Here is a 26,020-nt window from a genome sequence, read left to right as displayed (position 1 = left end):
GCCCGGCTACCCCGCGCGCAGGGTGAAGGGCACTCCCTCCCGGGCGAGTTCGGCCAGCCACCGCTCGGAGCGCTCCGCCGTCTCCGCGGCGCGGGCGAGCCCCGGCGGGAGCGAACCGTCCAGGATGTGGCGGACCCCGAGGGCGAGCGTGCGGGAGACACAGCGGGCCATGGCGCTCTCCTCGGCGGTGCCCACGAGGTCGAGGAGACAGCGCCCCGACCAGGTCGCGCCGGAGCCGCCGCGCACGTCGAGACAGACGGCGAGGACGACCCGGTCACGGTCCGCGTCGGTGGTCGGATAGGTCCTGGCCAGCTCCTGGGCGAGGGCCGTGATCCGCCGGTCGTCGCCCGCCTTCAACTCCTCGAAGACCGCGTCCCAGGCCCGCAGCCAGCCGTCGAGGCGCAGGGTGCCGCGCACGAAGGTCTCCGGCTTCCAGGTGCCGGGAAGCCCGTACTGCTCGACGAAGGGCACGCTGTCGCGGTTCGGGTAGACCTCGAAGGCCTCGCCGTCGATCAGGTGGGGGCGGGTGGCCTCCCAGGGGCGGTCGGCGGTGGTCTCGGCGCCGTCCTCGACATAGCGGGCGGGCGAGCGCAGAGCGTTGAGCACGCCCGCGGGCGCCCAGCTGAAGCGGTACTTGAAGTCGTTGGGCACGGCGGGGATGCCGCCGCAGTACGAGGTGAGGCGGTACGAGGCGGCCGCCCCGGCGCCGATCTCGGCCTCGGCCCGGGCGATCAGACTGTGCGCGAAGAGGTGGTCGATGCCCGGGTCGAGCCCGCACTCGGTCAGCACCACCACTCCCGCCGCCTCGGCCGCGGGCACCTGGTCGAGGACCGCGTCCGACACATAGCTGGAGCAGGCGAAGTGGGCGCCGCGCTCGACACAGACGGCGAGCAGCGGGGCGTGTTCGGGCGCGGGCAGCATGGAGACGACGACGTCTCCGGGGGCGAGCTCGGCGGCGAGCGCCTCCCGTGTGTACGCACGGGGCTCGGCCCGCCCGGTCAGACCCAACGCCTGAAGGCTGCGCGCGGCACGCTCCTCGGTGCGTTGCCACAGGCGTACGCCGTCGGCGGCGTCGCAGGTCGCGGCGAGACCGCTGCCGGTGGACAGGCCCGCGCCGATCCAGTGGACGGTGCCACTCGCGGACGTCACCTCAGACATCACGCGCCTCCCCTTCCTCTGCTTTCTCGACGTGCTCTGCTTTCTCGGCTTCCTCAGCCACCCCGGCATCCTCGGCTTCCTCGGCCTCAAGGGCGCGGCACGCCTCGTGGAAGCGGTCCAGACAGCGCCCCCACGGTCCGCCGACCCCGAACTCCAGCAGCTGGGGCAGCAGCGACGCCGAGAAGTCGACGCTCGCCTCCAGCGGCAGCAGCGACGGCAGATTGTCGATGGCGATCAGGTCGAGGGCGGGCCGCTCGCGGATGCGGCGGGCGGGGTGCGCCCAGTCCGTCGTGGTGTCGTAGATCGGCAGCACGTTCAGCGGGGAGCCGACGTCGCAGGTGACGTCGCACAGGGTGCGCAGCCGGCGGCCGGGCTCATCGAGGTCCCTGTCCGTGAGGAAGGGCGGGATCGGCCGGGTGGTGAGCACGGTGTTGACCATCAACTCGTGCGCCAGCAGCGCCGGTCGGTCCAGCTCACGGGTCTCGGCGAGATCCCAGCAGGTGGGCTCGACCCCGGCCACGCCCAGCGCCACCCGGGCACCCCGGCCGCTGCGGCCGAGCGCGCCGATGACGAGGGCACGCAACTCCCCTACCTCCGAGGCGAGTTCGGCGTCCAGCTCCTCCTTCGACATGGGCCGCAACGGGGCCTTGAGGCTGCCCCGGTGGTGCAGCACCGCCAGGGCGGCGCCCAGGTATCCGGCCCAGTAGCCGAACGCGGCGAGCCTGCGCCCGTCGTCGTGCACCAGGTACTCGATGTCCAGCAGGGCCCCGCCCCCGGCGAGGAACCTGCGGAGCAGCGCCGCTGCCCCCGGCTGCCGCTTGTAGGCATGTCCGAAGAAGACATGGCGATGTGTCAGGGCCGGTGGCCCGTCGGGGAGTTCCTTCAGACCCACGACGACCGTTTCGGGCGGCGCCGACACCCAGGAGCCTGCCTTCGCGACCCGGCAGCCGGCGTCCTCGTACGCCTCGATGGGAAAGACCCGCTGCGGCGACTCCTCGACCGTGAGCGTCACGCCGCTTTCCACGAGCCGTCGGGCGTCCGAGGGCACGATCGGGGTACGCCGTTCGGTCGTACGGATCTCGTGGCGCAGCCACAAGTGGAGTTCGGTCATACGAGGTTGACCTCCGGGCGCGGGGCGTCGGCGGTGAAGCGCTCGACGCTCAGGGGGCTGATGTCGACGAAGGGTACGCGGCCCAGGTACAGATCACGGATCACCTCGCCGACCGCCGGTCCCTGGAGGAAGCCGTGGCCCGAGAACCCGGTCGCGTACAGGAAGCGTGCGCACGAACGCGCCTCGCCGATCAGGGCGTTGTGGTCGGGAGTGATCTCGTACAGGCCCGCCCAGCCGCCCGTCCGGCGCAGGTCGAGCAGGGCCGGGGCACGGCGCTCCATCGCCTCGGACAGACGGGGGATCCAGCGGTCGTGGGGAGTGGTGGCGAAACCGGGGATCTCGTCGGGGTCGGACATGCCGAGGAGGAGGCCCGGGCCCTCGCTGTGGAAGTAGAGGCTGGTGGCGAAGTCAATGGTCATGGGGAGGTCGGGCGGCAGGCCTGGGACGGCTTCGGTGACGGCGATCTGGCGGCGCAGCGGTTGCACCGGCAGGTCCACGCCCACCATCGCGCCGACCGCCCGCGACCAGGCACCGGCCGCGCAGACGACCGTGTCGGTGGCGATCCGCCCTTGGCTGGTGACGACCGCGGTGATCTCGCCGCCGCGGGTCTCGATGCCGGTGACCTCGCGGTGCCGCAGCACGGTCGCGCCGTACCGGCGGGCCCCGGCCGCGTAGCCCTGCACGACGGACTCGGGCGTGCAGTGCCCGTCGTCCGGGGAGAAGGCCGCCGCCAGCAACCCGTCGGTGGTGATCAGCGGGGACAGCCGCTGGGCCTCGGCCGGGTCGATCAGACGGCTGGGCACCCCGAGCGCGTTCTGCCGCCGTACGCCGTCCTCGAAGGCGGCGACCTCCTCGGGCGTGGAGAGCAGGAACAGATAGCCGACCCGGCGCAGCCCGATGTCCTGGCCCGGCTCCGCACCGAAACGGGCGAACGCCTCCAGACTCCGGGCACCCAGCTGGATGTTCAGCTCGTCGGAGAACTGCGCCCGGACCCCGCCCGCGGCCCGCGAGGTGGACCCGGAGGCGAGTTCGTCGCGCTCGACGAGCACCACGTCCGGTACACCGGCCCGGGCCAGGTGGTAGGCGATGCTCGTGCCCATCACCCCGCCGCCGATGACGACGACCCGCGCGCTGCCGGTCATCGGCGCGCCTCCCGGGCACGAGCGGCCGCGATCACGGCCCAGGCCGCGGCGGCGTCCTGGATGCCGAGCCCGACGCTGTTGTAGAAGACGATGTCGTCGGGGTGGGTGCGGGCCGGGTGGCTGCCGGTCAGGACGCCGCCGAGCGGGATCAGGTCGGCGCGGGTGAGCACTCCCTGCCGCAGCGCGTCCACGATCGGTCCGGCGTGCTCCGCCGCCGTCTCCGGGTCGTCGACCACGACCGCCGCCGCCCGCCGTACGACCTCCGTGTCGACCTCGCTGCGGGTGGGCTCGAAGGAGCCGACGCTGACGACCGCGCACCCGGGCGCCAGCCACGCGCCCCGTACGACGGGTGTGCTGCTGAGCGTGCAGGCGGCGACCATGGGCAGGCCCGCGACGGCTTCCTCCGGCGTGTCGACGGCCTTGGTCGCGACCCCGAGTTCCGTCGCGAGGCGCCGCGCGGCCCGCGCCCGTCGGGCCGGGTTCGGGCTCCACACCCGTACGGACCTGAGGTCCCGCACCCGGGCGACGGCCCGCGCGTGGGCGAGGGCCTGGGTGCCGGAGCCGAGAAGGCCCAGCTCCGCGCTGTCGGCGGTGGCCAGCGCGTCGAGGGCGACAGCGCTCGCCGCGGCGGTGCGCAGGGTCGTGACCGCCGTACCGTCCATGACGGCGGCGAGTTGCCCGGTCACCGGATCGAGCGCGTTGATCACGGCGTGCACGGTCGGCAGCCCGGCCGCCGTGTTGGCCGGGTTGACACTGCCGAACTTGGCGACGGCCCCGGTGTCGGCGGACAGCCTGGCGAGGTAGGCGAAGACGACGCTGTCGTCGAATCGGCTGGGGTGCATGATCTTGCCGGGGAGCTCGGCGGTGCCGTCACCGAGCGCGGTGAACGCCGCGCGCTGCGAGGCGATCGCCGCATCGGTGTCCAACAGCTCCGTCACCCGGTCCCGGGAGAGGTACAGGACGTCGTCGGTCATTCCTAGTACCTTTCCCCGCGCGCACCTCTCTCACCACAGCCGACGCCTCCGGGTGACGCCCTCGGGCGCCCGCGCTCAGGAGGAGTGGGAGACCACCACGTCCAGATGCGGCAGGAAGTGGTCGAGGCGCTCCCGCTTGGTGCGCAGATAGGTGATGTTCTGCGGGCACGGCGGTATGAGCAGCGGGACCTGCTCGGCGACCTTGATGCCGTTGCGCTGGAGCGACTCCCGCTTGCGCGGGTTGTTCGAGAGCAGGCGTACGGAGCGGACGCCGAGGTCGTGCAGGATGTCCGCCGCGACGCGGTAGTCACGGGCGTCGACCGGGAGGCCGAGGGCGACATTGGCCTCGACGGTGTCGAGGCCCTCCGACTGGAGCTTCATCGCCTGCAACTTCGCGAGCAGGCCGATGCCGCGGCCCTCGTGGCCGCGGAGGTAGACGAGGACGCCACGGCCCTCCGCGACGATGGCGCGCAACGCGGCGGCGAGCTGGTCACCGCACTCGCAGTGGGTGGAGCCGAAGGCGTCCCCGGTGAGGCACTCCGAATGGAGCCGGGTGAGGACACCTTCCTTCGTGGCGGCTTCCCCGCTGTTGCTGAGATCGCCGACCTCCCCGTATACCAGGGCCACTTGCTCCTCTCCGCGATCGTGATCCAGGAAGCCGACCGCCTGGAAGTCGCCGTACACGGTGGGCAAAGGGGCATTCACGACTCGTTCGACACCTGTGAGGCGTGCGGTCCCGGCGAGTACTCCAAAGTTATCTGTCATGATCTGGTTCCTAAGCAGAGTCGAAAGCAGCGTCGAAAGGCCGTGAGACATGAGTGGTTCGGGAACGCGCTCGGCGGTATCCGGTCTGTTGCCGGCGGACACCACGGAGGATGTACGCGAGCGGGGGGCCGGTGTCGCCCGTGAGGTCGCCGTGCTTCCCGTCGGGAGTTTCGAACAGCACGGTGCCTACCTTCCGTTGGCGACGGACACCCTGGTCGCGTGCGCCGTCGCGGAACGGATCGCCGCCGCTCATCCGGTCCATCTCCTTCCTCCGGTGACGATCTCCTGCTCGCACGAGCACGCGGCCTGGCCGGGTACCGTCAGCATTTCCGCCGTCACCCTGCACGCGGTGGTGCGGGACATAGCCGCGTCGCTGCGCCACTCCGGCGTCGACACCCTGGTGCTGGTCAACGGGCACGGCGGAAATTACGTGCTCGGCAATGTGGTTCAGGAATCCGTCGGCACCGGTACACGTATGGCGCTTTTCCCGGCCATGGAGGACTGGGAGGCGGCGCTGGAACGGGCAGGTGTGGAGACCTCGTTGCTCACCGATATGCATGCCGGTGAAATCGAGACCTCCATTCTTCTGCACACGCATCCTGAATTGGTCCGGCCCGGTTACGAGACCTCTGACTTCGTCGCCGACGACCGGCGTCATCTGCTCACCCTCGGAATGGCCGGCTATACCGAGTCCGGCGTCATCGGCCGTCCCTCGAAGGCGTCCGCCGAGAAGGGGAAGGAGCTCCTGGCGGGGCTGACCGAGGCCTTCGGGGCGTACTTCTCCTTGGTGACGGAGAAGACACTGCCCACGGCCTCCGACGCGGCCCCGGCCAAGGGGACTTCCGGAGCGTGAACTTCGGCGGTCTCTGACGCTCGGCATTGATCGTGCCCTCCTGCGTTCTCCTGCCGGGGGCGCCGCAGCGCCGCGAACCACCGGACGACCAGGACCGCGACGCCGGGCAGGGCGGCGGTGAAGCTGAGCACTCCGTAGATCACCGCGACGCTCAGGCCCATGCCGGCACCCAGCCCGGCGGCGCCGAAGGCCCAGGCCATGACGCCTTCCCTGGGGCCCCAGCCGCCGATGTTCAGCGGCAGGCCCATGGCGAGCAGGGCCAGCAGGGCGAGCGGCAGCAGTACGGCGGCGGAGGCGTGGGATCCGGCGACGCGGGCGGCGAGCAGGAACATCGCGAGATGTCCCGCCAGCACCACGACCGACGAGATGAGCACGCCCGGCCAGTTGCCGCGGGCGAGCAGCGCGCCGCGCGCCTCGGTGAGCGCGGCGCGGACGGCTCCGTAACGCCGGGACGGGCCGGACCGGGCCCTGCCCCTGCGGACCGCGCCCGCCGTGACGACTCCGCACACCGAGACGATCGCCAGGATCAGGGCGAGTTGGCGGGCGTCCGCGAGGACCGGTGACGGGAAGGTGAGCAGGACCACCGCGCCGACGGCCACCAGGACCGCCTGGCCCGCGGTCCGCTCGAGGACCACGGCGCGTACGCCGCGGCCGACGTCCCCGGTGCTCTGGCCGTGTCGTACCGCGCGGTGCACATCGCCGAGGACACCGCCGGGCAGCGCCGCGTTCAGGAACAGCGCGCGGTAGTAGTCCGCGACGGCGCCGCCCAGCGGCAGCCGGATCCGCAGTCCACGTGCCACCAGGCACCAGCGCCAGGCGCTGAACACGGTGGTCAGCAGACCGAGCCCCAGCCCTGCCAGCAGGGTCGGGCCGTCGACCCGCCGCAGGCCGTCCAGGAAGACACCGGTACCGAGCCGCCAGAGCAGCACACCGAGGATGAGGACACCCACGACGGAACCGATGTGCGTGCGCAGGGAGCCCCCCTTGCGGCGGGCGGGGGTCGGGGGCGTCTCGGCATCGACGTGAACCGCGCCGGGGCGGGAACGGGGGAACTCCGTCGCGCCGCGGGCCGGCGCCACGTTCGGCTCGCCCTCGGCGCGCGGCTCACCCGCCACGCCACCGGTCGGTGCCGTGTCCGCCGGACCGACGTCGCCGCGCACCGAAACCGGGTCCGCGTGGACCCGGACAGCGGTCACCGCACCGCGCGGGCTGGAGGGGCCCGCGTCCACGCCGACCGCCTCCGCCGTCCCCGCCCCGGCGCTCACACCGCACCGCCGGTCGGCCGCGGCAGCGCCAGTACGTCGCTGTGGTGGACCTGTACGTGCAGTTCACCCGCGGCGCAGGCGGCGAGGCGGGACTGCAGATACGACTCTGCACGGGCGGCCAGCGCGGGCTGCTCCTCGACGGCCGCACCGACCCAGCCGCGCAGCCACTCCGCCGTGAGGTCGGCCTCGTCGGCGCCGAGCCGCCAGGGGCTCGGATGCACCCGTACCGTCGCGCCGTGCCGGTCGAAGGCCTCGCAGGCCGCCGTGATCGCGTCGGGGCCGAGCAGTTCCCCGCGCCGCTGGTGGGCGTTGAACGCCTCGGCGAACTCGGCGTCCAGCGGATCGGCCGGTGTGAACTCGACGCGCCCCACGACGGAGAGCGTGAGCAGGGCCGGCACCCCGGCGCCCGCGCAGGCCGCCGCGAGCCGGTCGATCTCCTCCCGGGTCAGCACGTCGAGCAGGGCGGACGCCGTCACCAGGGACGCCCCGGTCAGCGCGTCCGCGGTCAGCCGGCCGATGTCACCGCGCTGGGTGGTGACCGTCACCCGGCTGCCGTCGGCGGCCGCGCGCGGTGCGCCCACGGTCGCGAAATGCAGGAGATAGGGGTCCCGGTCGTGCAGGATCCAGTGCTGGGCGCCGTCGAGCCGGGGGGCGAGCCAGCGGCCCATGGAGCCGGTGCCGCAGCCGAGGTCGTGGATCACCAGGTCGCCGCCGCGGCCCGGCCGGTTCGCCAGCCGGATGCGCAGCGGGTCGAGCAGTTCGGGCGCCCGTGCGGCGGCGTCCGCGGGCTCCCGCAGCTGGAGCCACTGGGGGGCGTAGCGGGGCACGTCGTCGTCGGGCGCGCTCGCGCGCTGCCCCGGAACCCCGGACACACCACCCTGCACGCCCACCTCCGACACGCCCTGTTCCGGAACTCCCGACGGAGTCGCAGTCATACTCATGCCGCCCTCCGAGGCTGCTGCGGGAGACGTCCCAGCACACCGGCCAGGCTGCGGGCGGTGGTCGCCCAGCCGTCCAGTGCGGCCCGGCGACTGCGCGCGGCGGCCTTCAGCCGGCGGCGCACATCGGCCTCGCCGAACCAGCCGCGCAGTTCCACGGCGAGCGCCGCCGGGTTCTCCGGGGGTACGAGGATGCCGGGGACCCCGCCGTCGGGCGCGCGCCCGACCGCCTCGGGGAGCCCGCCCACGTCGATCGCCAGCACCGGGATCCCGCGCGCGAGCGCCTCGGTGACGGCCATGCCGTACGTCTCGGCGTAGGAGGTGAGGACCATGAGGTCGGCCGCCGCGTAGCTCGCGTCGAGTTCCGCGCCCGCCTGCGGTCCCGCGAGGTGCAACCGGTCGCCGAGTCCGTACTTCTCGATCAGGCCGCGCAGCTGGGCGACGTACGTCGGGTCCTGGGTGAGTCCGCCGACGCAGACGCAGCTCCAGGGCAGGTCGGTGACGGTGGCGAGGGCCTCGATCAGCCGGTGCTGGCCCTTGCGCGGGGTGACCGCGGCGACGCACAGCAGCCGGGAGACGCCGTCGGTGCCGGAGGCGAGGGGCGCGATGTCGGCGCCCGGGGCGGCGACATGGACCCGTTCCGGGGCGAGCCCGTGGTGGGCGACCAGCCGGCGGACGGCCCAGTCGCTGGTGGCGACGACGGCGGACACCGCCCGCAATGTCGCCCGTTCCTTCGCGTCCAGCTCGGCGGCCACGGCGGGCGCGAGCCCGGTCTCGTCGCCGAGCGGCAGGTGCACCAGGACGGCGAGACGCAGCCGTTCGGCCTCGGGGACGATGATCTCGGGGACGCCGCAGGCGACGAGCCCGTCGAGGAGGACGACCGAGTCGTCCGGGAACTCACTGAGCGTGCGGGCCAGCTCCGTACGGGCGGAGGCCGACGGCCGGGGCCAGCTGCCCGCGACGGCGTGCTTGTGGACCTGCCAGCCGAAGCCGGGCAGGTCGAGGCAGAGCCGCCGGTCGTAGGCGTTGCCGCCGCTGGGCGCGGACGTGTCGTCGACACCGCCCGGCATCACGAAGTGCACGGAGCGCAGGGACATGGGGATGATCTCGGCGTTCTTGAGAGCCGTGTGCTGCACGGGCACGTAGTTCAGGGAAGCCGGGTCGCCGTTCGCCGCCGCCTGGCCGGACTTCGCAGACGCCTGGCCGGTCTTCGGGGACGCCTGGCCGGTCTTCGGGGACGCCTGGCCGGTCTTCGGGGACGCCTGCTGGGACTTCGGGGAGCCCTGGCCGGTCTTGGGGGACGCCTGGTCCATGGTCGTGTCGGTCACAACGCACGCTCGTAACTCGCCCAGGCGATGTGCGACTCGTGCAGGGTGACCGTGATGCCCGCGAGGCCATGGGCGCCCTCGCCGAGGGCCCCGGCGTGCACGCGCTCGGCGAGGCGGTCGGCGATGACCTTGGCCAGGAACTCCGTCGAGGTGTTGGTGTTCTTGAAGTCCGGTTCGTTGTCGAGGTTGCGGTAGTTCAGCGCGCTCACGACGGCGCCGAGTTCCTGCGTGGCCAGACCGATGTCGACGACGATGTTGTCGTCGTCCAACTCGGCCCGGCGAAACGTGGCGTCCACCAGGAACGTCGCCCCGTGCAGGCGTTGCGCGGGCCCGAAGACCTCGCCACGGAAGCTGTGGGCGATCATCAGGTGATCGCGGACGGTGATGCTGAACAACGGACGACCCTCCAGGTGCGGCACGTCTGATCCCCTGCCGGGACCATGCCGTGTAGTACGGCTGCCCCGTTCTCCTTGTTCAGCTGCCTGTTCCCCTTTCTTTGCAGTTTTTGGAGGTCAGGCAGGTTGTTCAGTGCTCAAACGCCTTCGTAGACGACGCGATGGCACAGGCCGGGTATCGATCCGGAGGCCAACTTCGGCATCACGTCGGGCAGTTCGTCGAAGCCGCACTCACCGGTGACGAGTGCGTCGAAGGCGGGCTCGGCGAGCAGTTCCAGGGCGAGTGCCAGCCGATCGGCGTACGTCCGACTGGCGCGCCGCGCCGGGGAAACGGAACCCACCTGGCTGCTGCGCACGACCAGGCGCCGTGAGTGGAAGGCCTCGCCCAGCGGCAGGCTGACCCGCCGGTCGCCGTACCAGCTCATCTCCAGGACGGTGCCCTCCTGGGCGAGCAGCTCCAGCGACCGGGTGAGCCCGGCTTCGGTGGCGCTGGCGTGGACGACGAGGTCGCACTCGCCCGCGGCGTCCGCGGGGAGCGCGAAGTCCACGCCCAGGGCGCGCGCGATGTCGGCGCGCGCGGGGTCGGCGTCGACGAGCTGGACGCGTACGCCCGGGAAGCGGGCGAGGAGCGCGGCGATGGAGCAGCCGACCATGCCGCCGCCCACCACGGCGATCCGGTCGCCGACCAGCGGTGCCGCGTCCCACAGGGCGTTCACCGCGGTCTCCACGGTCCCGGCGAGCACGGCGCGCGGGGCGGGGACGGAGTCCGGTACGACGGTCACGGCGCTCAGCGGCACGACGTAGCGCGTCTGGTGCGGGTACAGGCAGAAGACGGTCCGGCCGCGCAGACCCGCCGGGCCTTCCTCCACCTGGCCGACGCTCAAATAGCCGTACTTCACCGGTGCGGGGAAATCCCCTTCCTGGAACGGTGCACGCATCGAAGCATGCTGACTTTCCGGAACGCCGCCGCGGAAGACGAGGGTCTCGGTGCCCCGGCTCACTCCCGAGTAGAGCGTCCGCACGAGCACCTCCCCCTCGGCGGGGGCCGGCAAGGCGACCTCGCGTATCTCGGCGTGGCCGGGCGAGCCCAGCCAGAAGGCACGAGCTGTGAGTTCCATGAGCGTCCCCCTGAACGATTCAGCAGATCTTCACGTACGGACCGGTGACAAGCCGCGCACTGTACGCGGCGTTGATCGACTCTGTCATACGGCCGGAGGATGTGCGGTGGCCCTGAACAACACGTACGACGCGAGGCTCCTGGCGCAGGAGACCACGGTGGGAGCGGGTCTGCAGCTCCTGGTGCTGGCTCTGCTGGGCACGGCGATCGGGATGGGGCCCGCGGGCTGGCTGACCGGTCTGGCCTTCGGGCTCGCCACCTGGGCGGTGCTGACCCGTGCCCTGCGTCGCTCACGGCCCCGTTCCTTCGGACCGGCCAATCGGGTGACGCTCGGCCGGGCCATCCTGGTCGGCGGGGTCACCGCCCTGGTCGCGGACTCCTTCGAGAGCTCGCCCCCGGTCAGCCTGCTCGTCGGTCTCACGGCGGTCGCCCTGATCCTCGACGGGGTGGACGGCAAGGTCGCCCGTCGCACCGGCACCTCGACCGCGCTGGGCGCCCGCTTCGACATGGAGGTGGACGCGTTCCTGATCCTGGTGCTGAGCGTGTACGTCTCGATGTCGCTCGGCCCGTGGGTGCTGCTGATCGGCACCATGCGGTACGCGTTCGTGGCGGCGGCCCGGGTGCTGCCCTGGCTGAACGCGGCCCTGCCGCACAGCATGGCGCGCAAGACCGTGGCGGCCCTTCAGGGGATCGTGCTGCTCGTCGCGGGCGCCGGGATCATGCCCCTGGAGGGCAACGCCGCCGCGGTGCTCCTCGCGCTCGCCTCGCTCATCTGGTCGTTCGGCCGTGACATCACCTGGCTGTACCGCCACCGCCACCCGGTCGAGGAGCGCGAGCAGGAGACGGAGCGGGTGCAGGAGCGGGTGCTGGAGCAGGAGCAGCAGGTGCGGGACGACGTCCGCGAGCTCGTCGAAGCGTGAGGTCGCGGCGGCGGGCGGAGCGTCACCGAGGGCGGAACCAGTCGATAACGATTCGGCAACCGCACGCTCCTCCCCGTCGTAGGGTTCGGACATGTGAAAGACCGACTCGTCATCAAGGGCGCCCGCCGGCACAACCTGCGTGACATCTCCGTGGAGTTGCCCAGGAATGCGCTCATCGCTTTCACCGGAGTATCGGGTACGGGTAGATCCAGCCTGGCTTTCGACGCGATGTTCGCCGAGGGCCGACGGCGTTGCGTCGAATCGCTTTCCGTCTACGCCCGACAGCTTCTCGGCCAGTTGGGCAAACCCGATGTCGAGGTGATCGAGGGCCTGCCGCCGGCCATCGCGATCGCCCAGAAGACGACCGGTCGCAACCCGAGCTCCACGGTCGGCACCCTCTGGTTCAGCCGGACCGGCTCGCCGGAGGCGTCGTCCGCGTGGGCCTCGAGGCGCTGGAACCGCGGCTGTTCTCCTTCAACGCGCCGTGGGGTGCCTGCCGCGAGTGCACCGGCCTGGGCTCATGGACGGAGGCCGACCCCGGACTCGTCGTACCGGACGAGGAGAAGTCGCAATCCGAGGGCGCCGTCGCGCCGTGGACCAACACCAGCGGCGCCGAGTACTTCGCCCAGCTGCTCGAAGCGGTGGCCGCGGCGGCCGGGTTCAGCACCGCCGCCCCCTGGCGTCAACTGCCCGCCCCCGCGAGGAAGGTGGTACTGCACGGGTTCCGGGAGCAGGTCCACATCACCTGCCCGGTTCCTTTTCGACATCGGTCCGGGCGCGGGCGCGCACGGCGGACACGTGGTGCACTCGGGTACCGCGCGCGAACTCCTCGACCATCCGACCTCCCCCACCGGCGCCCATCTGTCCGGCCGACGGCGGATACCGCTGCCCGCGGCACGCAGCCCCCGCCCGGAGGGGCGCGCGATCACCGGTGTCGAGATGATCTTCCTCCCCGACATCTACGTGCCGTGTGAGGTGTGTCACGGAGCGCGGTACAACCGGGAGACCCTGGACGTACACTTCAAAGGCAGGTCCATCGCCGACGTACTGGGCATGACCATCGAGGACAGCCTGGATTTCTTCGCGGAACACGCGATCATCTCCCGGCACCTCAGGACGCTCCATGACGTGGGTCTGGGCCATGTGAAACTCGGCCAGCCCGCCACGACGCTCTCCGGCGGCGAGGCACAGCGCGTCAAGCTCGCCGCCGAACTGCAGAAACGCACCAAGAGAAGAACGCTTCACGTCCTCGACGAGCCGACCACCGGCCTGCATGTCGACGACGTCCGCCAACTGCAGGCCGTGCTCCACCGACTCGTCGACCAAGGCGACACGGTCGTCGTCATCGAGCACGACCTCGACGTGATCAAGACCGCCGACTGGATCCTCGACATGGGTCCCGAAGGCGGCCACCGCGGCGGCACAGTGATCGCCGAGGGCACCCCCGAACAGGTGGCGGCCCAGCCTCGGTCCTACACCGGGCAGTTCCTCCGACCGCTTCTGGAGAGGAGTTGAGCGCCATGGAAACGGACACTCAGGCATGGGAACTGGAGTCGCCGAATCCCGCCGCGTATGCGGACGAGGACGACGACGCGCCCAGCCCCCGGCTCACCTCCGGCGGCGCCACGATCGATCAGGTGCGCGACTACCTCAAGCAGATCGCCCGGGTCTCCCTCCTCGACGCCGAGAAGGAGGTGGAGCTGGCGAAGCGGATCGAGGCGGGCCTGTTCGCCGAGCGGAGGCTGTCGGAAGAGCCGCACATCAGCCCCGAATTCCAACGCGAACTGGAGATTCTCGCCGCGGACGGACATGTGGCGAAGTCCCATCTCGTCGAGGCGAACCTGCGCCTGGTCGTCTCCATCGCCAAGCGGTACAGCAGACGGGGAATGCTTTTCCTGGATCTGATCCAGGAGGGAAACACGGGACTGATCCGCGCGGTGGAGAAGTTCGACTACACCAAAGGGTTCAAGTTCTCGACCTATGCGACCTGGTGGATCCGGCAGGCGATTTCACGCGCCCTGGCCGACCAGAGCCGGACGATCCGCATTCCCGTCCACATGGTCGAGGTCATCAACCGCATGGCCAAGGTCCGCCGGGAAATACTCCAGGACACCGGGGCCGAACCCACACCGGAACAACTCGCGGACAAGCTGGACGTCCCCGTCGAGAAGATCACCGAGATAGAGGGCTACAGCAAGCAGCCGGTCTCACTCCACACCCCGCTCGGCGAGGACGGCGGCACGGAACTCGGTGACATCCTGGAGGACAGCGAGACCATCTCCCCCGCGGACATGGTCACCTTCCTCCTCCTCAAGGACGCCATCCAGGCCGTCCTCGCGAACATGACCGCACGCGAGGCCGGGATCATCTCCCTGCGCTACGGCCTCATCGACGGTCAGGCCCGGACCCTGGAGGAGATAGGGCAGGTGTACGGGGTGACACGTGAGCGCATCCGTCAGATCGAGTCCAAGACGATGTCCAAACTGCGCCACCCCTCCCGCTCCCAGGCCCTACGGGACTACCTCGACGTCAGCTGAACTCCCTCACTCCTGCAGAGAGACGGCCGGCCCAGGAGGGGATTCCTCCCAGGCCGGTCCTTCGGCGGGTGTGTCAGGAGGGCGGGCATCCGAACCAGTTCACCTTGCCGTCGCCGGAGGTGTAGCCCATGCAGCTGATGGTTCTGTTGTGCAGGGTCTCGGTCCGATCGACCCCTCCGTCCAGAGTGTCCCTCTTGTAGTGGGTCCGTACGAGGGTGTCGATCTCGATGGTGTACCAGCGCCTCTTGTTGTTCGGGATGTTGCAGTGGTGGCCGGTCAGGTTGCGGCTGGGCCCGCCGCTGCTCCACATGTCCTGTTCGGCACGGTCGCAGTGCGCGCGACCGTAGGCGTCGGCGGTGCCGGCGCCGGTGCCGACCAGGGCCGACGCGCCCGTGACCACCGCCGCGGTGACGCCGAGCAGGCGCTTCAGAGTGAGGTTCATCGATGGGTCCTCCTGCCAGATGTGGTGACGGCTCGGAGTCGCCATGTCACCCCGGTGTGATGATTGCATTTATCCGGTATGTCCGGCCTGCCAGCGGGAGGTGCAATCCCTCGACCCGGTGACGTCGGTGACGCCAATGCAGCAGGCCGCGACCACACCCCGAAGGCCGCCCCCGGAGCCTCTCCATGGACAGTCGAGTCTCGTCATGAGAGTTCACTTGCACGAAGAGAGCGAAGCCTCTAACTTCATGAGAGTCAACTCTCACCACGCGATGACAAGGACCTCCCCATGCCCACCCCTACCTCCGCCCCCGCCTCCCGCACCATCGAGCTGACCGGCGGACTGTCCGTCACTGTCGAGGAGTACGGCGAGAACACCGAGGGCACCGGCGTGCTGATGCTGCACGGCGGTGCCGGCCCACGCACCGTGGCCGGAATCTCGTCCGCACTGTCCGAGCACGTGTACGTCATCACGCCGACCCACCCCGGCTTCGACGGCACTCCCCGCCCGGAGCGTTTCGACACCGTCGCCGACCTGGCCGTCGCGTACCTGGATCTGCTCGACACCCTGGACCTGAAGGGCGTCATGGTGGTCGGCAACTCCATCGGTGGCTGGATCGCCGCGGAGATGGCCCTGCGCGACAACCACGGCCGGATCGGCGCGCTGACCCTGCTGAACGCGGTGGGCATCCACGCCCACATGAAGGAGAACCGGGTCGTCGACCCGCGCACCCTGGCCCCGGCCGAGGTGAGCCAGTTGTCCTTCGCCAACGCGCAGTTCCGCCCCGACTTCGCCTCGTTCAGCGATGCGCAGCGGGCCGCGGCGGTCGCCAACCAGAAAACCCTCGCCGTGTACGGGGGCGAGGGGTTCACGTACGACCCGAAGCTGCGCGGCCGACTGCACCGGGTGACCGTGCCGGTGCTGGTCGTCTGGGGCGAACAGGACGGCATAGCGCCCCTGAAGTACGGGCGCGGCTACGCCGACTCGTTCCCCGACGGGCACTTCGCCCCGATCCCCGACGCCGGGCACTTCCCGCAGATCGAGCAGATGGGACGCACCCTCGGAGCCATCGGCGACTTCGTCAGCACGATCGTCAAGCCCGACGCTTCGGCCTGACCGTCTCGTACTCCCGGCCCGTCCCGCCCCGACCCACCCCGTCCAGCCCCTCTGCCAGCCGCACGCCGGAGCCCCAGGTCCGGCGCGCGGCGGGCACAGCTTCGCAGCGGTCGCTCAGCAGTCTTCAACAGGGTGGGGCGGCGTTTGTCCTGTCCCTATGCCGCACCGCTGATGCCGGCGGCGATGAAACGCCGGTGGAGCGGACTGAAGCCTGTCTCGGGTGCACCGGTGATGCCGGCCTTCTGGATCGCGGGTGCGAGCCGTTCGGCGAAGAAGGTCTCGAATGCCTGCTGGGATTCCCACACATCGGTCACGTGGAACCCCTGGGCATCGAACCAGGCCACGTGCACCTGGCCACCAGCCGCCGGGATCTCCTCCCAACCGACCACATCCCGCACCATGTCGTACTGCTCCGGTGTGACCCCTGCCCAATGCATCGACAACACCACAGCCATGCCCAGCCCCCTTGCTGCTCGTAGTGCCAAACGCGGGTACCAGCACCGAAATCGTTCCACCCCAGGGGCCTTGCCGGACAGAGCGCGTGGAGGCGTACCGGCGCCTGCGGAAAGCCTCGTACGCTCGCCGAGCAGTCCCCCAGGCGAGTGTTCACGGCCGAGGGCGCCCGCTGCCGCGATGAGTTCTGGTCGGCGCGGGAGTCTGTTCCGGTGAGCGTCGCGGAACGTCGTGCGACGCCGCCCGGCACGAGACACCACGGAGGACCCCATGACGACCACGCCGAGTGACCCGACCACCGCGCTGCCCGGCCGCCCGCCCGTCGCCGACCTGGCCACCTGGCAGGCCGCCCGTGACGCGCTCCTGGTCCGCGAGAAGGCCCACACCCGCGAGGGCGACGCCCTCGCCGCGGCCCGGCGCCGGCTGCCGATGGTGGAGCTCGACGGGACGGTCGAGGTCGTCGGACCCGACGGCCCGGTCCCGTTCCTGGACCTGTTCCAGGGCCGCGACGAGCTCGTGGTCTACCAGCACATGTGGCACGACGGCGCGCCGCACCAGGGGCAGTGCGAGGGCTGCACCACCACGGCCTGGCACCTGAAGGACGCCGTCTACCTCAACGCCCGCGGCGTCTCGTTCGCCGTGCTGACCTCGGGCCCGTGGGACGAGGTGGCCTCCTACGTCGAGTTCATGGGCTACACCCAGCCCTGGTACTCGGTGCGCGGTGTGGACGCGCCGATCGGCGGAGGAATGGGGCACATCGCCTGTTTCCTGCGCGACGACGACCGCGTGTTCCTCACCTACTCCACGACGGGCCGTGGCAACGAGCCGGTCAACGGGTCCCTCGCCCTGCTCGACATGACGCCCTACGGCCGCGGCGAGGCATGGGAGGACCATCCCGAGGGCCGGCCCGTGATCGGCGATGTCCGCGAGGGGCACCCGTCCGCGGGCCGCCAGGCCTGCTGGTACTGGCGCTCGGACGCGGACGGGAACGCCACCTGGGGCCCGACCAGCCGGCCCGTACCGCAGTGGACCCGGCCCGGCGCGACCGCCGTGGAGACCCTCGGCCGGCACGGCCACCACCACTGACGCGCCTTCGTCGACGACGTCGGCATCGGCGTCGGCGCGGGGAGTCCGGGTCCGCGTGTCGTCCGAGTGCCGGTACCGCTATCTGCGTCGCCACTCCTCGGCCAGCAGTTCGTACGAGCGCACCCGGTCCGCATGGCCGTGGGTGATGGTCGTGATCAGCAACTCGTCGGCCCCAGTGGCCTCCTGGAGCTGTTCCAACTGGTCGGCGACGTGTCCCGGGGAGCCCACGAACTGGGTCTCGACGCGATCCGCGACCAGCGCCCGGTCCGTGTCGCTCCACACGTGGGCGCGGGCCTCCTTCGGCGTCGGGAACTCGATCGCGCCCTCGGCGGTACGGATGCTGCGGACCCAGAGGCCGTATCCGGTGGCGAGTTCGCGCGCGGTCCCGTCGTCCTCGGCGACGACCACGTCCGCGGACACGCTGACGTACGGCTTGTCGAGGACGTCGGACGGCCGGAAGGCGGCGCGGTAGCCCTCCGCCGCCTCCAGCACCGTGGCCGGACTGACGTGGTAGTTCGCCGCGAACCGCAGCCCGTTGCGGCCGGCGACCGTGGCGCTCTCCCCGCTGCTACTGCCCAGGATCCACACCTGCACGTCCGCGCCCTCGCCCGGGACGACATGCGCCTCGACGCCGTCCGCCGACCGGTACGTCCCCGCGAGCAGGGCGAGGATGTCGTCGATCTGCTCGCCGTAGTCCTGCGACCGGGCGTGCGGCTGCTGGAGCAGCGTGCGCTGGAGGGCGACGCGGGGTGAGCCGAGCAGGTACTCGAAGGAGAACCGGGGCGGGATGCGCGGACCGTTCGGGGCGCGGACGTCGACCACGGGGGTCGCGGTCGGCAGCGGGGCGGTGGGCCCTCCCGGCGGGCGCCCGCCGGAGCGGCCGAGGCCCAGGTCGAGACGGCCGGGATGCAGAGCGTCGCACCTCCGCGTCCTTGAGTTCCGGGCGGAAGCGGGTCTCGGCGGTCACCTTGTCCTGGCGCCAGATCTTGCGGAACACCTCGTAGCTCTCGGCGTTGCGGTCCCACCGGTCCTCGGGGGTGACCTGGAACAGGTCCCGCTGGGCGGCGCCGTTGCCCTTGCCGATGATCAGGTCCAGGCGACCGTCGGAGAGGTGGTCGAGGGTCGCGTAGTCCTCGTGCGCGCGTACCGGGTCGAGCAGGCTGAGCGTCGTCACGGCCGTGAACAGGCGGATGCGTTTGGTGAGCGCGGCGACGTGGCTGAGCACGACGGGCGGCGAGGACGAGATGAACGGCCGCTCGTGCCGCTCCCTCACGCCGAAGCCGTCGAAGCCCAACTCCTCGGTGAGCAGGGCGTTGTCGAGGACCTCGCGGAATCGGTCGTGGGTGGGCTTCTGCACGCCGGTGATCGGGTCCGGCCGGAGCACGATCAGGGTGATGGCGAGGAATTTCATGACACCGCACGCTCGTCGCGCACGTCGTCCGGGTGGGCGAGGCCGAGGTGGTCGCGCAGGGTCGTGCCCTCGTACTCGGTGCGGTACACGCCGCGCTCCTGGAGCAGTGGGACCACGGTGTCGGCGAAGGTGTCGAGGCCGCCGGGGGTGATGTGCGGGACGAGGATGAAGCCGTCACTGGCGTCGGCCTGCACGTAGGAGTCGATGGTCTCGGCGACGGTGGCCGGGGAGCCGACGAAGGCCTGCCGGTTGCCGGTCTCGATGACCAGATCGCGGATGGACCACTTGTTGGCGGCCGCGAGCTCCCGCCACTCCCGGGCGGTGGCGAGCGGGTCGCGGTACATCCGGACCTGGGCGCGGCCCCGGGCGATGGTGTGTTCGCCGAGGTCCGGGTCGATGTCGGGCAGCGGTCCTTCCGGGTCGTACGCGGACAGGTCGCGGTTCCAGACGAACTCCAGGTGCTTGATCGCCGTGGCGCCGCTGACCTGCTGGCGGCGTACCTCGCGGGAGATCTCCTCCGCCTCGGCGTCCGTGTCGCCGAGGACGAAGGTCGCGGCGGGCAGGATCAGCAGCTGGTCGCGCTGACGGCCGTAGCGGGCGAGGCGTCCCTTGACGTCCTTGTAGAACGCCTGGCCCTCCTTGAGGGTGGCATACCGGCTGAAGATCGCGTCCGCGCTGGAGGCGGCGAACTCGCGCCCCTCGTCGGAGTCTCCCGCCTGGAAGATCACCGGGCGTCCCTGCGGGCTGCGCGGGACGTTGAACTGTCCCTGGATGTCGAAGTGCCGGCCCTGGTGCACAAAGGCTCCGGCCTTCGCGTCGCGCAGGAAGGTGCCGGTCTGCTGGTCGGCGACGATCTCGTCCCCGTGCCAGGAGTCGAGGAGCTCGTTCGCCGTGGTCAGGAACTCCTTGGCCCGGGAGTAGCGCTCCTCCTGCGGGAGGAAGCCGCCGCGGCGGAAGTTCTCGCCGGTGAAGGCGTCCCAGGAGGTGACCACGTTCCAGGCGGCGCGGCCGTCGGAGAGGTGGTCGAGGCTGGCGAACTGGCGGGCCACCTCGTAGGGCTCGTTGAAGGTGGAGTTGATGGTGCCGGTCAGACCGAGGTGTTCGGTGACGGCGGCGAGCGCGGTGAGGATCGTGAAGGTGTCGGGGCGGCCGACGACGTCCAGGTCGTAGACCTTGCCGCCCTGTTCGCGCAGTCGCAGTCCTTCGGCGAGGAACAGGAAGTCGAACTTGGCGCGCTCGGCGGTGCGCGCGAAGTGGGCGAAGGAGCTGAACTCGATGTGGCTGCCGGCCTCGGGGTCGCTCCACACGGTGGTGTTGTTGACGCCGGGGAAGTGCGCCGCGAGGTGGACCTGCTTGCGGGGCTTGTCCTGTGACGTGCTGCTCATGAGTGGGTCCCTCCGGCTCAGGCGGTGGCGGCGTAGCGGTTGGCGGGGCGGGAGAGGCCGAGCAGCCCGCGCAGGGTGTCGGACTCGTACGACTGCCGGAAGACGCCCCGGCGCTGGAGTTCGGGCACGAGGCCCCGGGTCACGGCGGGCAGGTCGTGGCCGAGGACGGCGGGACGCAGCCGGAAGCCGGACAGCCCTGCCTCCGCCAACTCCTGGAGCAGATCGGCCAGTTGGGCGGGGGTGCCGGTGAAGATCCGGGCATCGCTCGTGTACGGGTATCCGGCCAGGGCGTCGAGACGCTCGCGGCGGGCCGCTGCGGCGGCCGGATCGTCGTCCAGGAACACCACGAGGTCGCCGAAGACGTGCAGGGGTTCGTCGGCGCGGCCGGCCGCCCTCTGCTCGGCGCGGATCTCCTCGACGATGGCACGGGCCTGGCCGGCGTCGTGCGGGGTGACGTAACCGATGTCGGTGGCCCGGGCCACCAGCCGGTAGGGGACGGTCGCGTGGGCGAGGGCGCTGACGATCGGCTGGCCCTGCGGCGGGCGGGGGGTGATCGAGGGGCCCTTGACGCTGAAGCGCTTGCCCTCGAAGTCGATGTAGTGCAGTTTGTCGCGGTCGACGAAGCGTCCGGTGGCGACGTCCCGGATCTCCGCGTCGTCCTCCCAGCTGTCCCAGAGCCGGCGCACCGCCTCCACATAGTCCGCGGCCTCGTCGAAGAGGTCGGTCGTCAGCTCTCGCACGGCCGGGCTGTCGAGGTCCTCGATGCGCAGCGGCGGGAGCGTACGGCGGCCGAAGTGCGCGGCTTCGTGCGCGCGGGCCGACACCTGCGCCCGTACGCCCGCACGGCCCGTGCTGACGTAGTCGAGGGTGGCGATCGCCTTGGAGAGGTGGAAGGGCTCGGTGTGGGTGACGACGGCGGTCGGGACCAGTCCTATGTGGCTCGTCACAGGGGCGACGCGGGCGGCGATCAGGACGGCGTCCAGGCGCCCGCGGACCTGGTCGGTGCGGCTGTCGGGCTCGGTGAGGTGCGAGGACTGGAGTCCGAGGGCGTCCTCGATGGTGACGAAGTCGAGGAGACCGCGCTCGGCCTCGGTGACCAGGTCCGTCCAGTACCCGGCGGTGAGCAGTTCACGGGGGCGGGCCACCGGCTCGCGCCAGGCGGCCGGGTGCCAGCCGGCGCCGTCGAGTGCGACGGCGACGTGCAGATGGGGGGACGAGGGGGAGGAAACGGGCAGCGAAGATGATGCGGACACGGAGGGGGTGCCTTCCTGGTCGACCGTACGAGAGCGCGGCCCTCTACGCGGAGGGCGTGGCGGCGGGGTGACAGGTCAGGGACGACAGAGCGCGCCGGCCACGCGCTGCAGATCGATGTGCGGCCGGGAGTAAAGACGTACACGGCGGCGCGGGGTGAGCACCATGACGCGGAGATCGGACCCGACTCGCACGTCCCTCACCTCCGCCCTTGCGTCCCGGCGGGCCTGTGGCCGCGCCGACGTCGTGAACCTCTTCAACACAACGGCCCGTCTACGCCGTCTGTTCCTGCTCGGCGCCCGGAGTTCGGACGAGGAGGAAGTCCGAGCGGCGGCGCAGGGTGAATCCGATCGACTCGTAGAGCCGGATCGCGCCGGTGTTGGTCGCGGAGGCATGCAGGAAGGGCGTGTCTCCGCGCTCCCTGATGCCGGCGGCGATCGCGCGGACCAGTCGTGTGGCCAGGCCCTTGCCTCGGTGGTCCGGGGCGGTGCAGACCGCGCTGATCTCCGTCCAGCCGGGCGGTCGCAGCCTCCCCCAGCCTCCGGCCGGGGGGACCCCCATCTCGCTTCGCTCGCCGGCCAGCGCGATCAGCCGGCCGCGGTGCCGGATGCCGAGGTAGGTGCCGAGTTCGACCGTGCGGGGCAGAAAGGGCCCCGGCTCGGTCAGGGCGATCAGGTCCAGGATCTCGGGGACGTCGTCGGGCCCGAGCCGCACTGCTTCGGGGGCGGGCTCGGCGCGCAGCGCGGTGTCGACCAGTTGTACGCCCTGGCCGTGCTGGACCGTTTCCCAGCCCTGGGGCGCCGACTTCGCCCCGGTCACGGGGGTGACGGTGCCGGGGCCGACGAGAGCGGCGAGGTCGTCCCAGGCGCGCGGGTCGGCCGGATCGGCGAGGGCGGTGAACGGGGAGACGTCCAGGGGGTAGCGGGCGGCGCTGCCGACGCGCTCGGCGAGGTGGGCGTGCGGGCCGGTCAGCGCTGCCCAGGCGGCGTTGTCCAGGATGTGGGGTGTCGCCGTGCTCTGCGGCGGGGTCGGTCGGGCAACGGTGGACATGGTGGTGTCGGACCTCCGGAAAGCGGTCAGGAGTTGTCGAGCGGGAGGCCGGGCGGGTTGATCCGCGAGGTACTGACGGCCTCGTTGGAGAGGTTCCAGGCGGCGAGCCACTTGGCGTACCGACCGTCCTTGATGAGGTGGTTGATCGCGTCGGCGACCGGCTTGGCCAGCCCGCTGTCCTTCTTCGCGGTGGCCGCGATCAGGCCCTGGAGGGTCGCGCCCGCGCCGGAGAACTTGCCCGCGTTACGGGTCGGGTTGGGCGTCTTCGCCGTCTGGGTGATGTGGTACGAGATACCGGGGTTGGGTCCGAAGTAGGCGTCGATCTTCCCGCTGGACAGCGCCAGATAGACGCTGTTGTTGTCCTGGAAGTACTTGACGGTGAGCTTCTTGCCCTCCTTCGCGAGCTTCGCCTTCCACTCCAGCAGGAGCTTCTCCTGGTTGGTTCCGGCGCCCACGGAGACGGTCTTGCCGGCCAGGTTCTCGTAGTCGCCGGCGAAGTTCCAGGTGCTCTTCTTCGGCACCTCGAAGGCGAGGTTGTCCTGCCGGTAGGAGGCGAACTCGTACTTCTTCTTGCGTTCCTCGGTGTCCGTGACGTTCGTGAAGGCGACGTCGACCTTGCCGCTGTCGATGCCGACGAACAGGTTCTCCCAGGTCGAGTTCTTCACCTCCGCCTTCAGTCCGAGGACCGCGGCGACCAGTCGGCCGAGGTCGGGTTCGGCACCGGTGAGGGTCTTCTGGTCCTGGCCGACGTACGCCAGCGGCGGGAACCCGGCGGGCAGTGCGCCGACGCCGACGACCAGTTTGCCGCTCTTGGCGACGGACTTGGGCAGCTCGGCGCTGATGGACTTGACCTCGGACACCTTGAGGTCGGTCTGCTGTGCGGCGCCGTTGGAGAGCGCGCCCACGGTGACGGTGCCGGCGGCCGCGCTGTCGGAGGTGGTGGCGGCGTCGCTCTCGCCCCCGCAGGCGGCGAGTCCGGCGGCGAGAGCGGCGACGGCGGTGGAGGCGGTGAGGCCACGGAGGAGTCTGCTGCGGAGGGTGAGGGTGCGCATGGCTGTCCTTGTCCGATGCTCGTGATGAACCGTGTGGTGGGTAAGGCGCGGTGAGAGAAGGCGTGAGGGGTGAAGGTGCGGTGAGGGAAGGTGCGGTGAGGGCGGGAGGTTCAGAGGACCTTGCTCAGGAAGTCCCTGGTCCGCTCGTGCGTCGGGTGGTCCAACACCTCGGTGGGCGAGCCCTGTTCGACGACGCGACCCTCGTCGAGGAAGACGATCCGGTCGGCCACCTCGCGGGCGAAGCCGATCTCGTGGGTCACGATGACGAGCGTGGTGCCGCTGGTGGCCAGGTCCTTGATGACGGCGAGTACCTCGCCGACCAGCTCGGGGTCGAGGGCGGAGGTCGGCTCGTCGAAGAGGATGACTCCGGGCCGCAGCGCGAGGGCGCGGGCGATGGCGACCCGCTGCTGCTGGCCGCCCGACAACTGGCGTGGATAGGCGTCGGCCTTGTCGGCCAGACCCACGCGGTCGAGGAGGGTGCGCGCGAGCTCCCTGGCCTCGGGCCGCTTCAGCCGTCGGGTCGCCACCGGCGCGGCCGCCACGTTGTCCAGCACCGTCAGGTGCGGGAACAGGTTGAAGTTCTGGAAGACGAACCCGATCCGGCCGCGCTGGGCCAGGATCGCCCGCTCGGTCAGCTCCTTGAGCCTCCCCCAGCCTTCGGCCGGGGGGACCCCCATCGCGCTGCGCTTGCCGTGCCGGCGTACGCCGATGAGCTCGCCGTTCAGGCTGACATGGCCGATCTCGGGCTTCTCCAGGTGGTTGATCACCCTGAGGAGGGTGGACTTGCCGGAGCCGGACGGGCCGAGGATCACGGTGACCTCTCCGGGCCGCACCGTCAACTCCACTCCGTTCAGCACGCGTTGGGCGCCGTACCACTTGTGCACATCGCGCACCTCGACGGCGGCCGGTCGGATCTCGAGCGTCTCGCCGGTCATATCGCCGCCTCCTTGCGGACCCGGGCCCGCAGGTCACGCAGACCGGTGCGGACCTTCTGCAACGGGGTCGGCGGGAGGGAGCGCAGCGCGCCCCGCGAGTAGTACCGCTCGACGTAGAACTGGGCGACGGACACGACGCTCGTGAGGATCAGGTACCAGGCGGTGGCGACCAGCAGCAGCGGCACAATGTCGCCGGGGTAGGTGGAGCCCATGCTCTGCACCGAGCCGAAGAGGTCGAGCAGCGAGACGTAGAAGACCAGCGAGGTGCCCTTGATCAGGCCGATCAGCTGGTTGACGTAGTTCGGGGTGATGGAGCGCAGCGCCTGCGGGAACACGATCCTCGTGAACTGGTACCCCTTGGGCAGACCGAGCGCGGAGGCCGCCTCGTGCTGGCCCTGGTCGACGGAGAGGATGCCGCCGCGGACCACTTCCGCCGCGTACGCCGCCTCGTTGAGGCTCAGTCCGACGACCGCGACGACCATGTCGGTGGCGAGCCGGGACTCGTCGAAGGTGAAGAAGGCGGGGCCGAAGGGGACGCCGAGGCTCAGCGTCTTGTAGAGCGCGCTGAAGTTGTAGAGGAAGAGCAGGACGACAATGAGGGGCACCGAGCGGAACAGCCAGATGTAGACCCAGCTCACCGCGCGCAGCACGGGGCTTTCGGAGAGTCGGGCCAGGGCGAGCAGGATGCCGACGAGCAGGCCCAACACGGCGCTGTAGAGCGTCACTTCGAGGGTGATGAGCAGGCCGTCGAGGATCGTGGGACGCAGGAACCAGTACTGGAACCGGTCCCATTGGAAGAAGGGGTTGGTCGCCAGCCCGTGGACGATCTGGGTGACCACGACGAGCACGATCGCCGAGGCGATCCAGCGGCCGGGGTGGCGCAGGGGCAGCACGCGCTGTGCCGCTGCCGGGCGGGGCTCCGACGTGCTCAACGGCACGGCGGAGCCCAGGGATTCACTCATAAAGGGCTCCAACGAATGCGGACACACCGCCGCCGGCCCGTACGACGGCGGTGCGCGCGGGGACAGACGGATGTCAGGGGGTATGGAGGGAGGAGAGGCTCACCGACTGCGCGCCGACAGGGCGGCGGGCGAGGGAGGTCGAGCCGTGCGGACGTTCAACGCCGCGGAAGGCGGAAGCGGTCAGCCCTGACAGAGACAGCGGGCGCCGCGGGAGCTACGACACAGTGCGGCGGCGGGGCAGCCGTGGCGCCGCGAAGCGGTCGTCCCGTCAGCTGCGTACATCGCGTTCACCGTCACCATTCCGCCCCGCTGGGCCTCGAACGCACCGGAATCGATCCGGTCCGATGCGGCGTAAGTTAGGCATGGCCCCAAAC

The 26,020-nt window shown here is 71.0% G+C and carries 23 protein-coding genes and 5 pseudogenes; 7 read left to right on the top strand and 21 right to left on the bottom strand.

Features of this window, described 5'->3' with window-relative positions; all coding sequences use genetic code 11:
- Positions 1–6: 6 nt before the first annotated feature.
- The 5 genes from ACZ7M3_RS33045 to ribA all read right to left on the bottom strand — a co-directional run bounded on the left by ACZ7M3_RS33045 (position 7) and on the right by ribA (position 5,150).
- The gene (locus ACZ7M3_RS33045; protein WP_472068040.1) at positions 7–1,158 is read right to left on the bottom strand and encodes a saccharopine dehydrogenase family protein; all 1,152 of its coding nucleotides are present in this window, start codon (positions 1,156–1,158) and stop codon (positions 7–9) included.
- Entirely contained in the window at positions 1,151–2,269 is a 1,119-nt protein-coding gene (locus ACZ7M3_RS33040; RefSeq protein ID WP_472068038.1) for a saccharopine dehydrogenase, read from the bottom strand. Before ACZ7M3_RS33040 ends, ACZ7M3_RS33045 begins: the two co-directional genes overlap by 8 nt.
- The gene (locus ACZ7M3_RS33035) at positions 2,266–3,411 is read right to left on the bottom strand and encodes an NAD(P)/FAD-dependent oxidoreductase (RefSeq protein WP_472068036.1); all 1,146 of its coding nucleotides are present in this window, start codon (positions 3,409–3,411) and stop codon (positions 2,266–2,268) included. Before ACZ7M3_RS33035 ends, ACZ7M3_RS33040 begins: the two co-directional genes overlap by 4 nt.
- Positions 3,408–4,385, bottom strand: coding sequence for an ornithine cyclodeaminase family protein (locus tag ACZ7M3_RS33030; protein ID WP_452971822.1), 978 nt, complete (start codon positions 4,383–4,385; stop codon positions 3,408–3,410). Before ACZ7M3_RS33030 ends, ACZ7M3_RS33035 begins: the two co-directional genes overlap by 4 nt.
- A gap of 75 nt (positions 4,386–4,460) precedes the next feature.
- The gene (ribA, locus tag ACZ7M3_RS33025) at positions 4,461–5,150 is read right to left on the bottom strand and encodes a GTP cyclohydrolase II (RefSeq protein WP_472068034.1); all 690 of its coding nucleotides are present in this window, start codon (positions 5,148–5,150) and stop codon (positions 4,461–4,463) included.
- A 49-nt stretch (positions 5,151–5,199) separates the two neighbouring features.
- Between ribA and ACZ7M3_RS33020 the strand changes: the two genes are divergently transcribed.
- Positions 5,200–6,003 (top strand): creatininase family protein, encoded by an 804-nt coding sequence (locus tag ACZ7M3_RS33020; RefSeq protein WP_388526436.1) that lies wholly within the window; start codon positions 5,200–5,202, stop codon positions 6,001–6,003.
- Positions 6,004–6,170: 167 nt separating this feature from the next.
- Here the strand turns inward: ACZ7M3_RS33020 and ACZ7M3_RS33015 are convergent.
- The 5 genes and pseudogenes from ACZ7M3_RS33015 to ACZ7M3_RS32995 form a co-directional block, all read right to left on the bottom strand.
- Positions 6,171–6,932: pseudogene (locus ACZ7M3_RS33015) on the bottom strand (lysylphosphatidylglycerol synthase transmembrane domain-containing protein); the annotation flags it as partial.
- A gap of 332 nt (positions 6,933–7,264) precedes the next feature.
- Positions 7,265–8,203 carry a class I SAM-dependent methyltransferase gene (locus tag ACZ7M3_RS33010; protein WP_472068228.1) on the bottom strand — a complete coding sequence of 313 codons (939 nt, stop codon included), beginning with the start codon at positions 8,201–8,203 and terminating at the stop codon, positions 7,265–7,267.
- A 2-nt stretch (positions 8,204–8,205) separates the two neighbouring features.
- Positions 8,206–9,534 carry a glycosyltransferase family 4 protein gene (locus tag ACZ7M3_RS33005; protein WP_472068032.1) on the bottom strand — a complete coding sequence of 443 codons (1,329 nt, stop codon included), beginning with the start codon at positions 9,532–9,534 and terminating at the stop codon, positions 8,206–8,208.
- Complete coding sequence (locus ACZ7M3_RS33000; protein ID WP_121414292.1) at positions 9,531–9,929, bottom strand: 6-pyruvoyl trahydropterin synthase family protein; 399 nt, start codon at positions 9,927–9,929, stop codon at positions 9,531–9,533. Before ACZ7M3_RS33000 ends, ACZ7M3_RS33005 begins: the two co-directional genes overlap by 4 nt.
- Before the next feature lie 137 nt (positions 9,930–10,066).
- On the bottom strand, positions 10,067–11,047 hold the full coding sequence (locus tag ACZ7M3_RS32995) for a zinc-dependent alcohol dehydrogenase (RefSeq protein WP_452971813.1): 981 nt from the start codon (positions 11,045–11,047) through the stop codon (positions 10,067–10,069).
- A gap of 106 nt (positions 11,048–11,153) precedes the next feature.
- On the opposite strand from ACZ7M3_RS32995, the gene ACZ7M3_RS32990 reads away from it, so the two are divergent.
- The 4 genes and pseudogenes from ACZ7M3_RS32990 to ACZ7M3_RS32975 all read left to right on the top strand — a co-directional run.
- Positions 11,154–11,966: a CDP-alcohol phosphatidyltransferase family protein gene (locus tag ACZ7M3_RS32990; protein ID WP_472068030.1), complete on the top strand. Its 813-nt coding sequence runs from the start codon at positions 11,154–11,156 to the stop codon at positions 11,964–11,966.
- A 437-nt stretch (positions 11,967–12,403) separates the two neighbouring features.
- Complete coding sequence (locus ACZ7M3_RS32985) at positions 12,404–12,940, top strand: hypothetical protein (protein ID WP_472068028.1); 537 nt, start codon at positions 12,404–12,406, stop codon at positions 12,938–12,940.
- Positions 12,900–13,481 (top strand): annotated as a pseudogene (locus tag ACZ7M3_RS32980) (ATP-binding cassette domain-containing protein); the annotation flags it as partial. The gene ACZ7M3_RS32985 and the pseudogene ACZ7M3_RS32980, both read left to right, overlap by 41 nt.
- Positions 13,466–14,503 (top strand): annotated as a pseudogene (locus tag ACZ7M3_RS32975) (RNA polymerase sigma factor); the annotation flags it as partial. The pseudogenes ACZ7M3_RS32980 and ACZ7M3_RS32975, both read left to right, overlap by 16 nt.
- 73 nt (positions 14,504–14,576) lie before the next feature.
- Here the strand turns inward: ACZ7M3_RS32975 and ACZ7M3_RS32970 are convergent.
- Positions 14,577–14,945, bottom strand: coding sequence for a hypothetical protein (locus ACZ7M3_RS32970; RefSeq protein WP_472068026.1), 369 nt, complete (start codon positions 14,943–14,945; stop codon positions 14,577–14,579).
- Positions 14,946–15,233: 288 nt separating this feature from the next.
- Between ACZ7M3_RS32970 and ACZ7M3_RS32965 the strand changes: the two genes are divergently transcribed.
- Positions 15,234–16,061 carry an alpha/beta fold hydrolase gene (locus ACZ7M3_RS32965; RefSeq protein ID WP_472068024.1) on the top strand — a complete coding sequence of 276 codons (828 nt, stop codon included), beginning with the start codon at positions 15,234–15,236 and terminating at the stop codon, positions 16,059–16,061.
- 155 nt (positions 16,062–16,216) lie between these two features.
- On the opposite strand, the gene ACZ7M3_RS32960 is transcribed toward ACZ7M3_RS32965, so the two are convergent.
- Positions 16,217–16,516 (bottom strand): hypothetical protein, encoded by a 300-nt coding sequence (locus ACZ7M3_RS32960; protein ID WP_472068022.1) that lies wholly within the window; start codon positions 16,514–16,516, stop codon positions 16,217–16,219.
- A 268-nt stretch (positions 16,517–16,784) separates the two neighbouring features.
- On the opposite strand from ACZ7M3_RS32960, the gene ACZ7M3_RS32955 reads away from it, so the two are divergent.
- A complete protein-coding gene (locus ACZ7M3_RS32955) occupies positions 16,785–17,600 on the top strand; it encodes a DUF899 domain-containing protein (RefSeq protein ID WP_472068020.1) in 816 nt (271 codons plus the stop codon).
- 78 nt (positions 17,601–17,678) lie between these two features.
- On the opposite strand, the pseudogene ACZ7M3_RS32950 reads toward ACZ7M3_RS32955, so the two are convergent.
- The 9 genes and pseudogenes from ACZ7M3_RS32950 to ACZ7M3_RS32910 form a co-directional block, all read right to left on the bottom strand.
- Positions 17,679–18,518, bottom strand: a pseudogene (locus tag ACZ7M3_RS32950) (LLM class flavin-dependent oxidoreductase); the annotation flags it as partial.
- Positions 18,472–19,011: pseudogene (locus ACZ7M3_RS32945) on the bottom strand (LLM class flavin-dependent oxidoreductase); the annotation flags it as partial. The pseudogenes ACZ7M3_RS32945 and ACZ7M3_RS32950, both read right to left, overlap by 47 nt.
- Positions 19,008–20,396, bottom strand: a complete 1,389-nt coding sequence (locus ACZ7M3_RS32940) for an NtaA/DmoA family FMN-dependent monooxygenase (RefSeq protein WP_472068018.1) — start codon at positions 20,394–20,396, stop codon at positions 19,008–19,010. The gene ACZ7M3_RS32940 and the pseudogene ACZ7M3_RS32945, both read right to left, overlap by 4 nt.
- Positions 20,397–20,413: 17 nt before the next feature.
- Positions 20,414–21,649 carry an LLM class flavin-dependent oxidoreductase gene (locus tag ACZ7M3_RS32935; protein ID WP_472068016.1) on the bottom strand — a complete coding sequence of 412 codons (1,236 nt, stop codon included), beginning with the start codon at positions 21,647–21,649 and terminating at the stop codon, positions 20,414–20,416.
- A gap of 75 nt (positions 21,650–21,724) precedes the next feature.
- Positions 21,725–21,814 (bottom strand): putative leader peptide, encoded by a 90-nt coding sequence (locus ACZ7M3_RS32930; RefSeq protein WP_323138250.1) that lies wholly within the window; start codon positions 21,812–21,814, stop codon positions 21,725–21,727.
- Between the two features lie 106 nt (positions 21,815–21,920).
- A complete protein-coding gene (locus ACZ7M3_RS32925; protein ID WP_472068014.1) occupies positions 21,921–22,697 on the bottom strand; it encodes a GNAT family N-acetyltransferase in 777 nt (258 codons plus the stop codon).
- A gap of 26 nt (positions 22,698–22,723) precedes the next feature.
- Positions 22,724–23,749 carry an ABC transporter substrate-binding protein gene (locus ACZ7M3_RS32920; protein ID WP_472068012.1) on the bottom strand — a complete coding sequence of 342 codons (1,026 nt, stop codon included), beginning with the start codon at positions 23,747–23,749 and terminating at the stop codon, positions 22,724–22,726.
- 110 nt (positions 23,750–23,859) lie between these two features.
- Positions 23,860–24,684 carry an amino acid ABC transporter ATP-binding protein gene (locus ACZ7M3_RS32915; protein WP_261686495.1) on the bottom strand — a complete coding sequence of 275 codons (825 nt, stop codon included), beginning with the start codon at positions 24,682–24,684 and terminating at the stop codon, positions 23,860–23,862.
- Positions 24,681–25,646: an amino acid ABC transporter permease gene (locus ACZ7M3_RS32910; RefSeq protein WP_472068010.1), complete on the bottom strand. Its 966-nt coding sequence runs from the start codon at positions 25,644–25,646 to the stop codon at positions 24,681–24,683. Before ACZ7M3_RS32910 ends, ACZ7M3_RS32915 begins: the two co-directional genes overlap by 4 nt.
- Between the last annotated feature and the right edge of the window lie 374 nt (positions 25,647–26,020).

The organism is Streptomyces sp. NPDC111656, assembly GCF_055656965.1.
Note: the sequence above shows the minus strand (reverse complement) of the source record. Positions and strands in the feature narration are given on the sequence as shown.

Bases quoted from the DNA above. Each gene is read 5' to 3' on its own strand.
- ACZ7M3_RS32925 (WP_472068014.1), bottom strand. From the start codon at position 22,697: ATGTCCACCGTTGCCCGACCGACCCCGCCGCAGAGCACGGCGACACCC.
- ribA (WP_472068034.1), bottom strand. From the start codon at position 5,150: ATGACAGATAACTTTGGAGTACTCGCCGGGACCGCACGCCTCACAGGT.
- ACZ7M3_RS32940 (WP_472068018.1), bottom strand. From the start codon at position 20,396: ATGAGCAGCACGTCACAGGACAAGCCCCGCAAGCAGGTCCACCTCGCG.
- ACZ7M3_RS33020 (WP_388526436.1), top strand. From the start codon at position 5,200: ATGAGTGGTTCGGGAACGCGCTCGGCGGTATCCGGTCTGTTGCCGGCG.
- ACZ7M3_RS32930 (WP_323138250.1), bottom strand. From the start codon at position 21,814: ATGGTGCTCACCCCGCGCCGCCGTGTACGTCTTTACTCCCGGCCGCAC.
- ACZ7M3_RS32965 (WP_472068024.1), top strand. From the start codon at position 15,234: ATGCCCACCCCTACCTCCGCCCCCGCCTCCCGCACCATCGAGCTGACC.
- ACZ7M3_RS32910 (WP_472068010.1), bottom strand. From the start codon at position 25,646: ATGAGTGAATCCCTGGGCTCCGCCGTGCCGTTGAGCACGTCGGAGCCC.
- ACZ7M3_RS32915 (WP_261686495.1), bottom strand. From the start codon at position 24,684: ATGACCGGCGAGACGCTCGAGATCCGACCGGCCGCCGTCGAGGTGCGC.
- ACZ7M3_RS32960 (WP_472068022.1), bottom strand. From the start codon at position 16,516: ATGGCTGTGGTGTTGTCGATGCATTGGGCAGGGGTCACACCGGAGCAG.
- ACZ7M3_RS33045 (WP_472068040.1), bottom strand. From the start codon at position 1,158: ATGTCTGAGGTGACGTCCGCGAGTGGCACCGTCCACTGGATCGGCGCG.
- ACZ7M3_RS33035 (WP_472068036.1), bottom strand. From the start codon at position 3,411: ATGACCGGCAGCGCGCGGGTCGTCGTCATCGGCGGCGGGGTGATGGGC.
- ACZ7M3_RS32955 (WP_472068020.1), top strand. From the start codon at position 16,785: ATGACGACCACGCCGAGTGACCCGACCACCGCGCTGCCCGGCCGCCCG.
- ACZ7M3_RS32970 (WP_472068026.1), bottom strand. From the start codon at position 14,945: ATGAACCTCACTCTGAAGCGCCTGCTCGGCGTCACCGCGGCGGTGGTC.
- ACZ7M3_RS33010 (WP_472068228.1), bottom strand. From the start codon at position 8,203: ATGACTGCGACTCCGTCGGGAGTTCCGGAACAGGGCGTGTCGGAGGTG.
- ACZ7M3_RS33040 (WP_472068038.1), bottom strand. From the start codon at position 2,269: ATGACCGAACTCCACTTGTGGCTGCGCCACGAGATCCGTACGACCGAA.
- ACZ7M3_RS33030 (WP_452971822.1), bottom strand. From the start codon at position 4,385: ATGACCGACGACGTCCTGTACCTCTCCCGGGACCGGGTGACGGAGCTG.
- ACZ7M3_RS32995 (WP_452971813.1), bottom strand. From the start codon at position 11,047: ATGGAACTCACAGCTCGTGCCTTCTGGCTGGGCTCGCCCGGCCACGCC.
- ACZ7M3_RS32920 (WP_472068012.1), bottom strand. From the start codon at position 23,749: ATGCGCACCCTCACCCTCCGCAGCAGACTCCTCCGTGGCCTCACCGCC.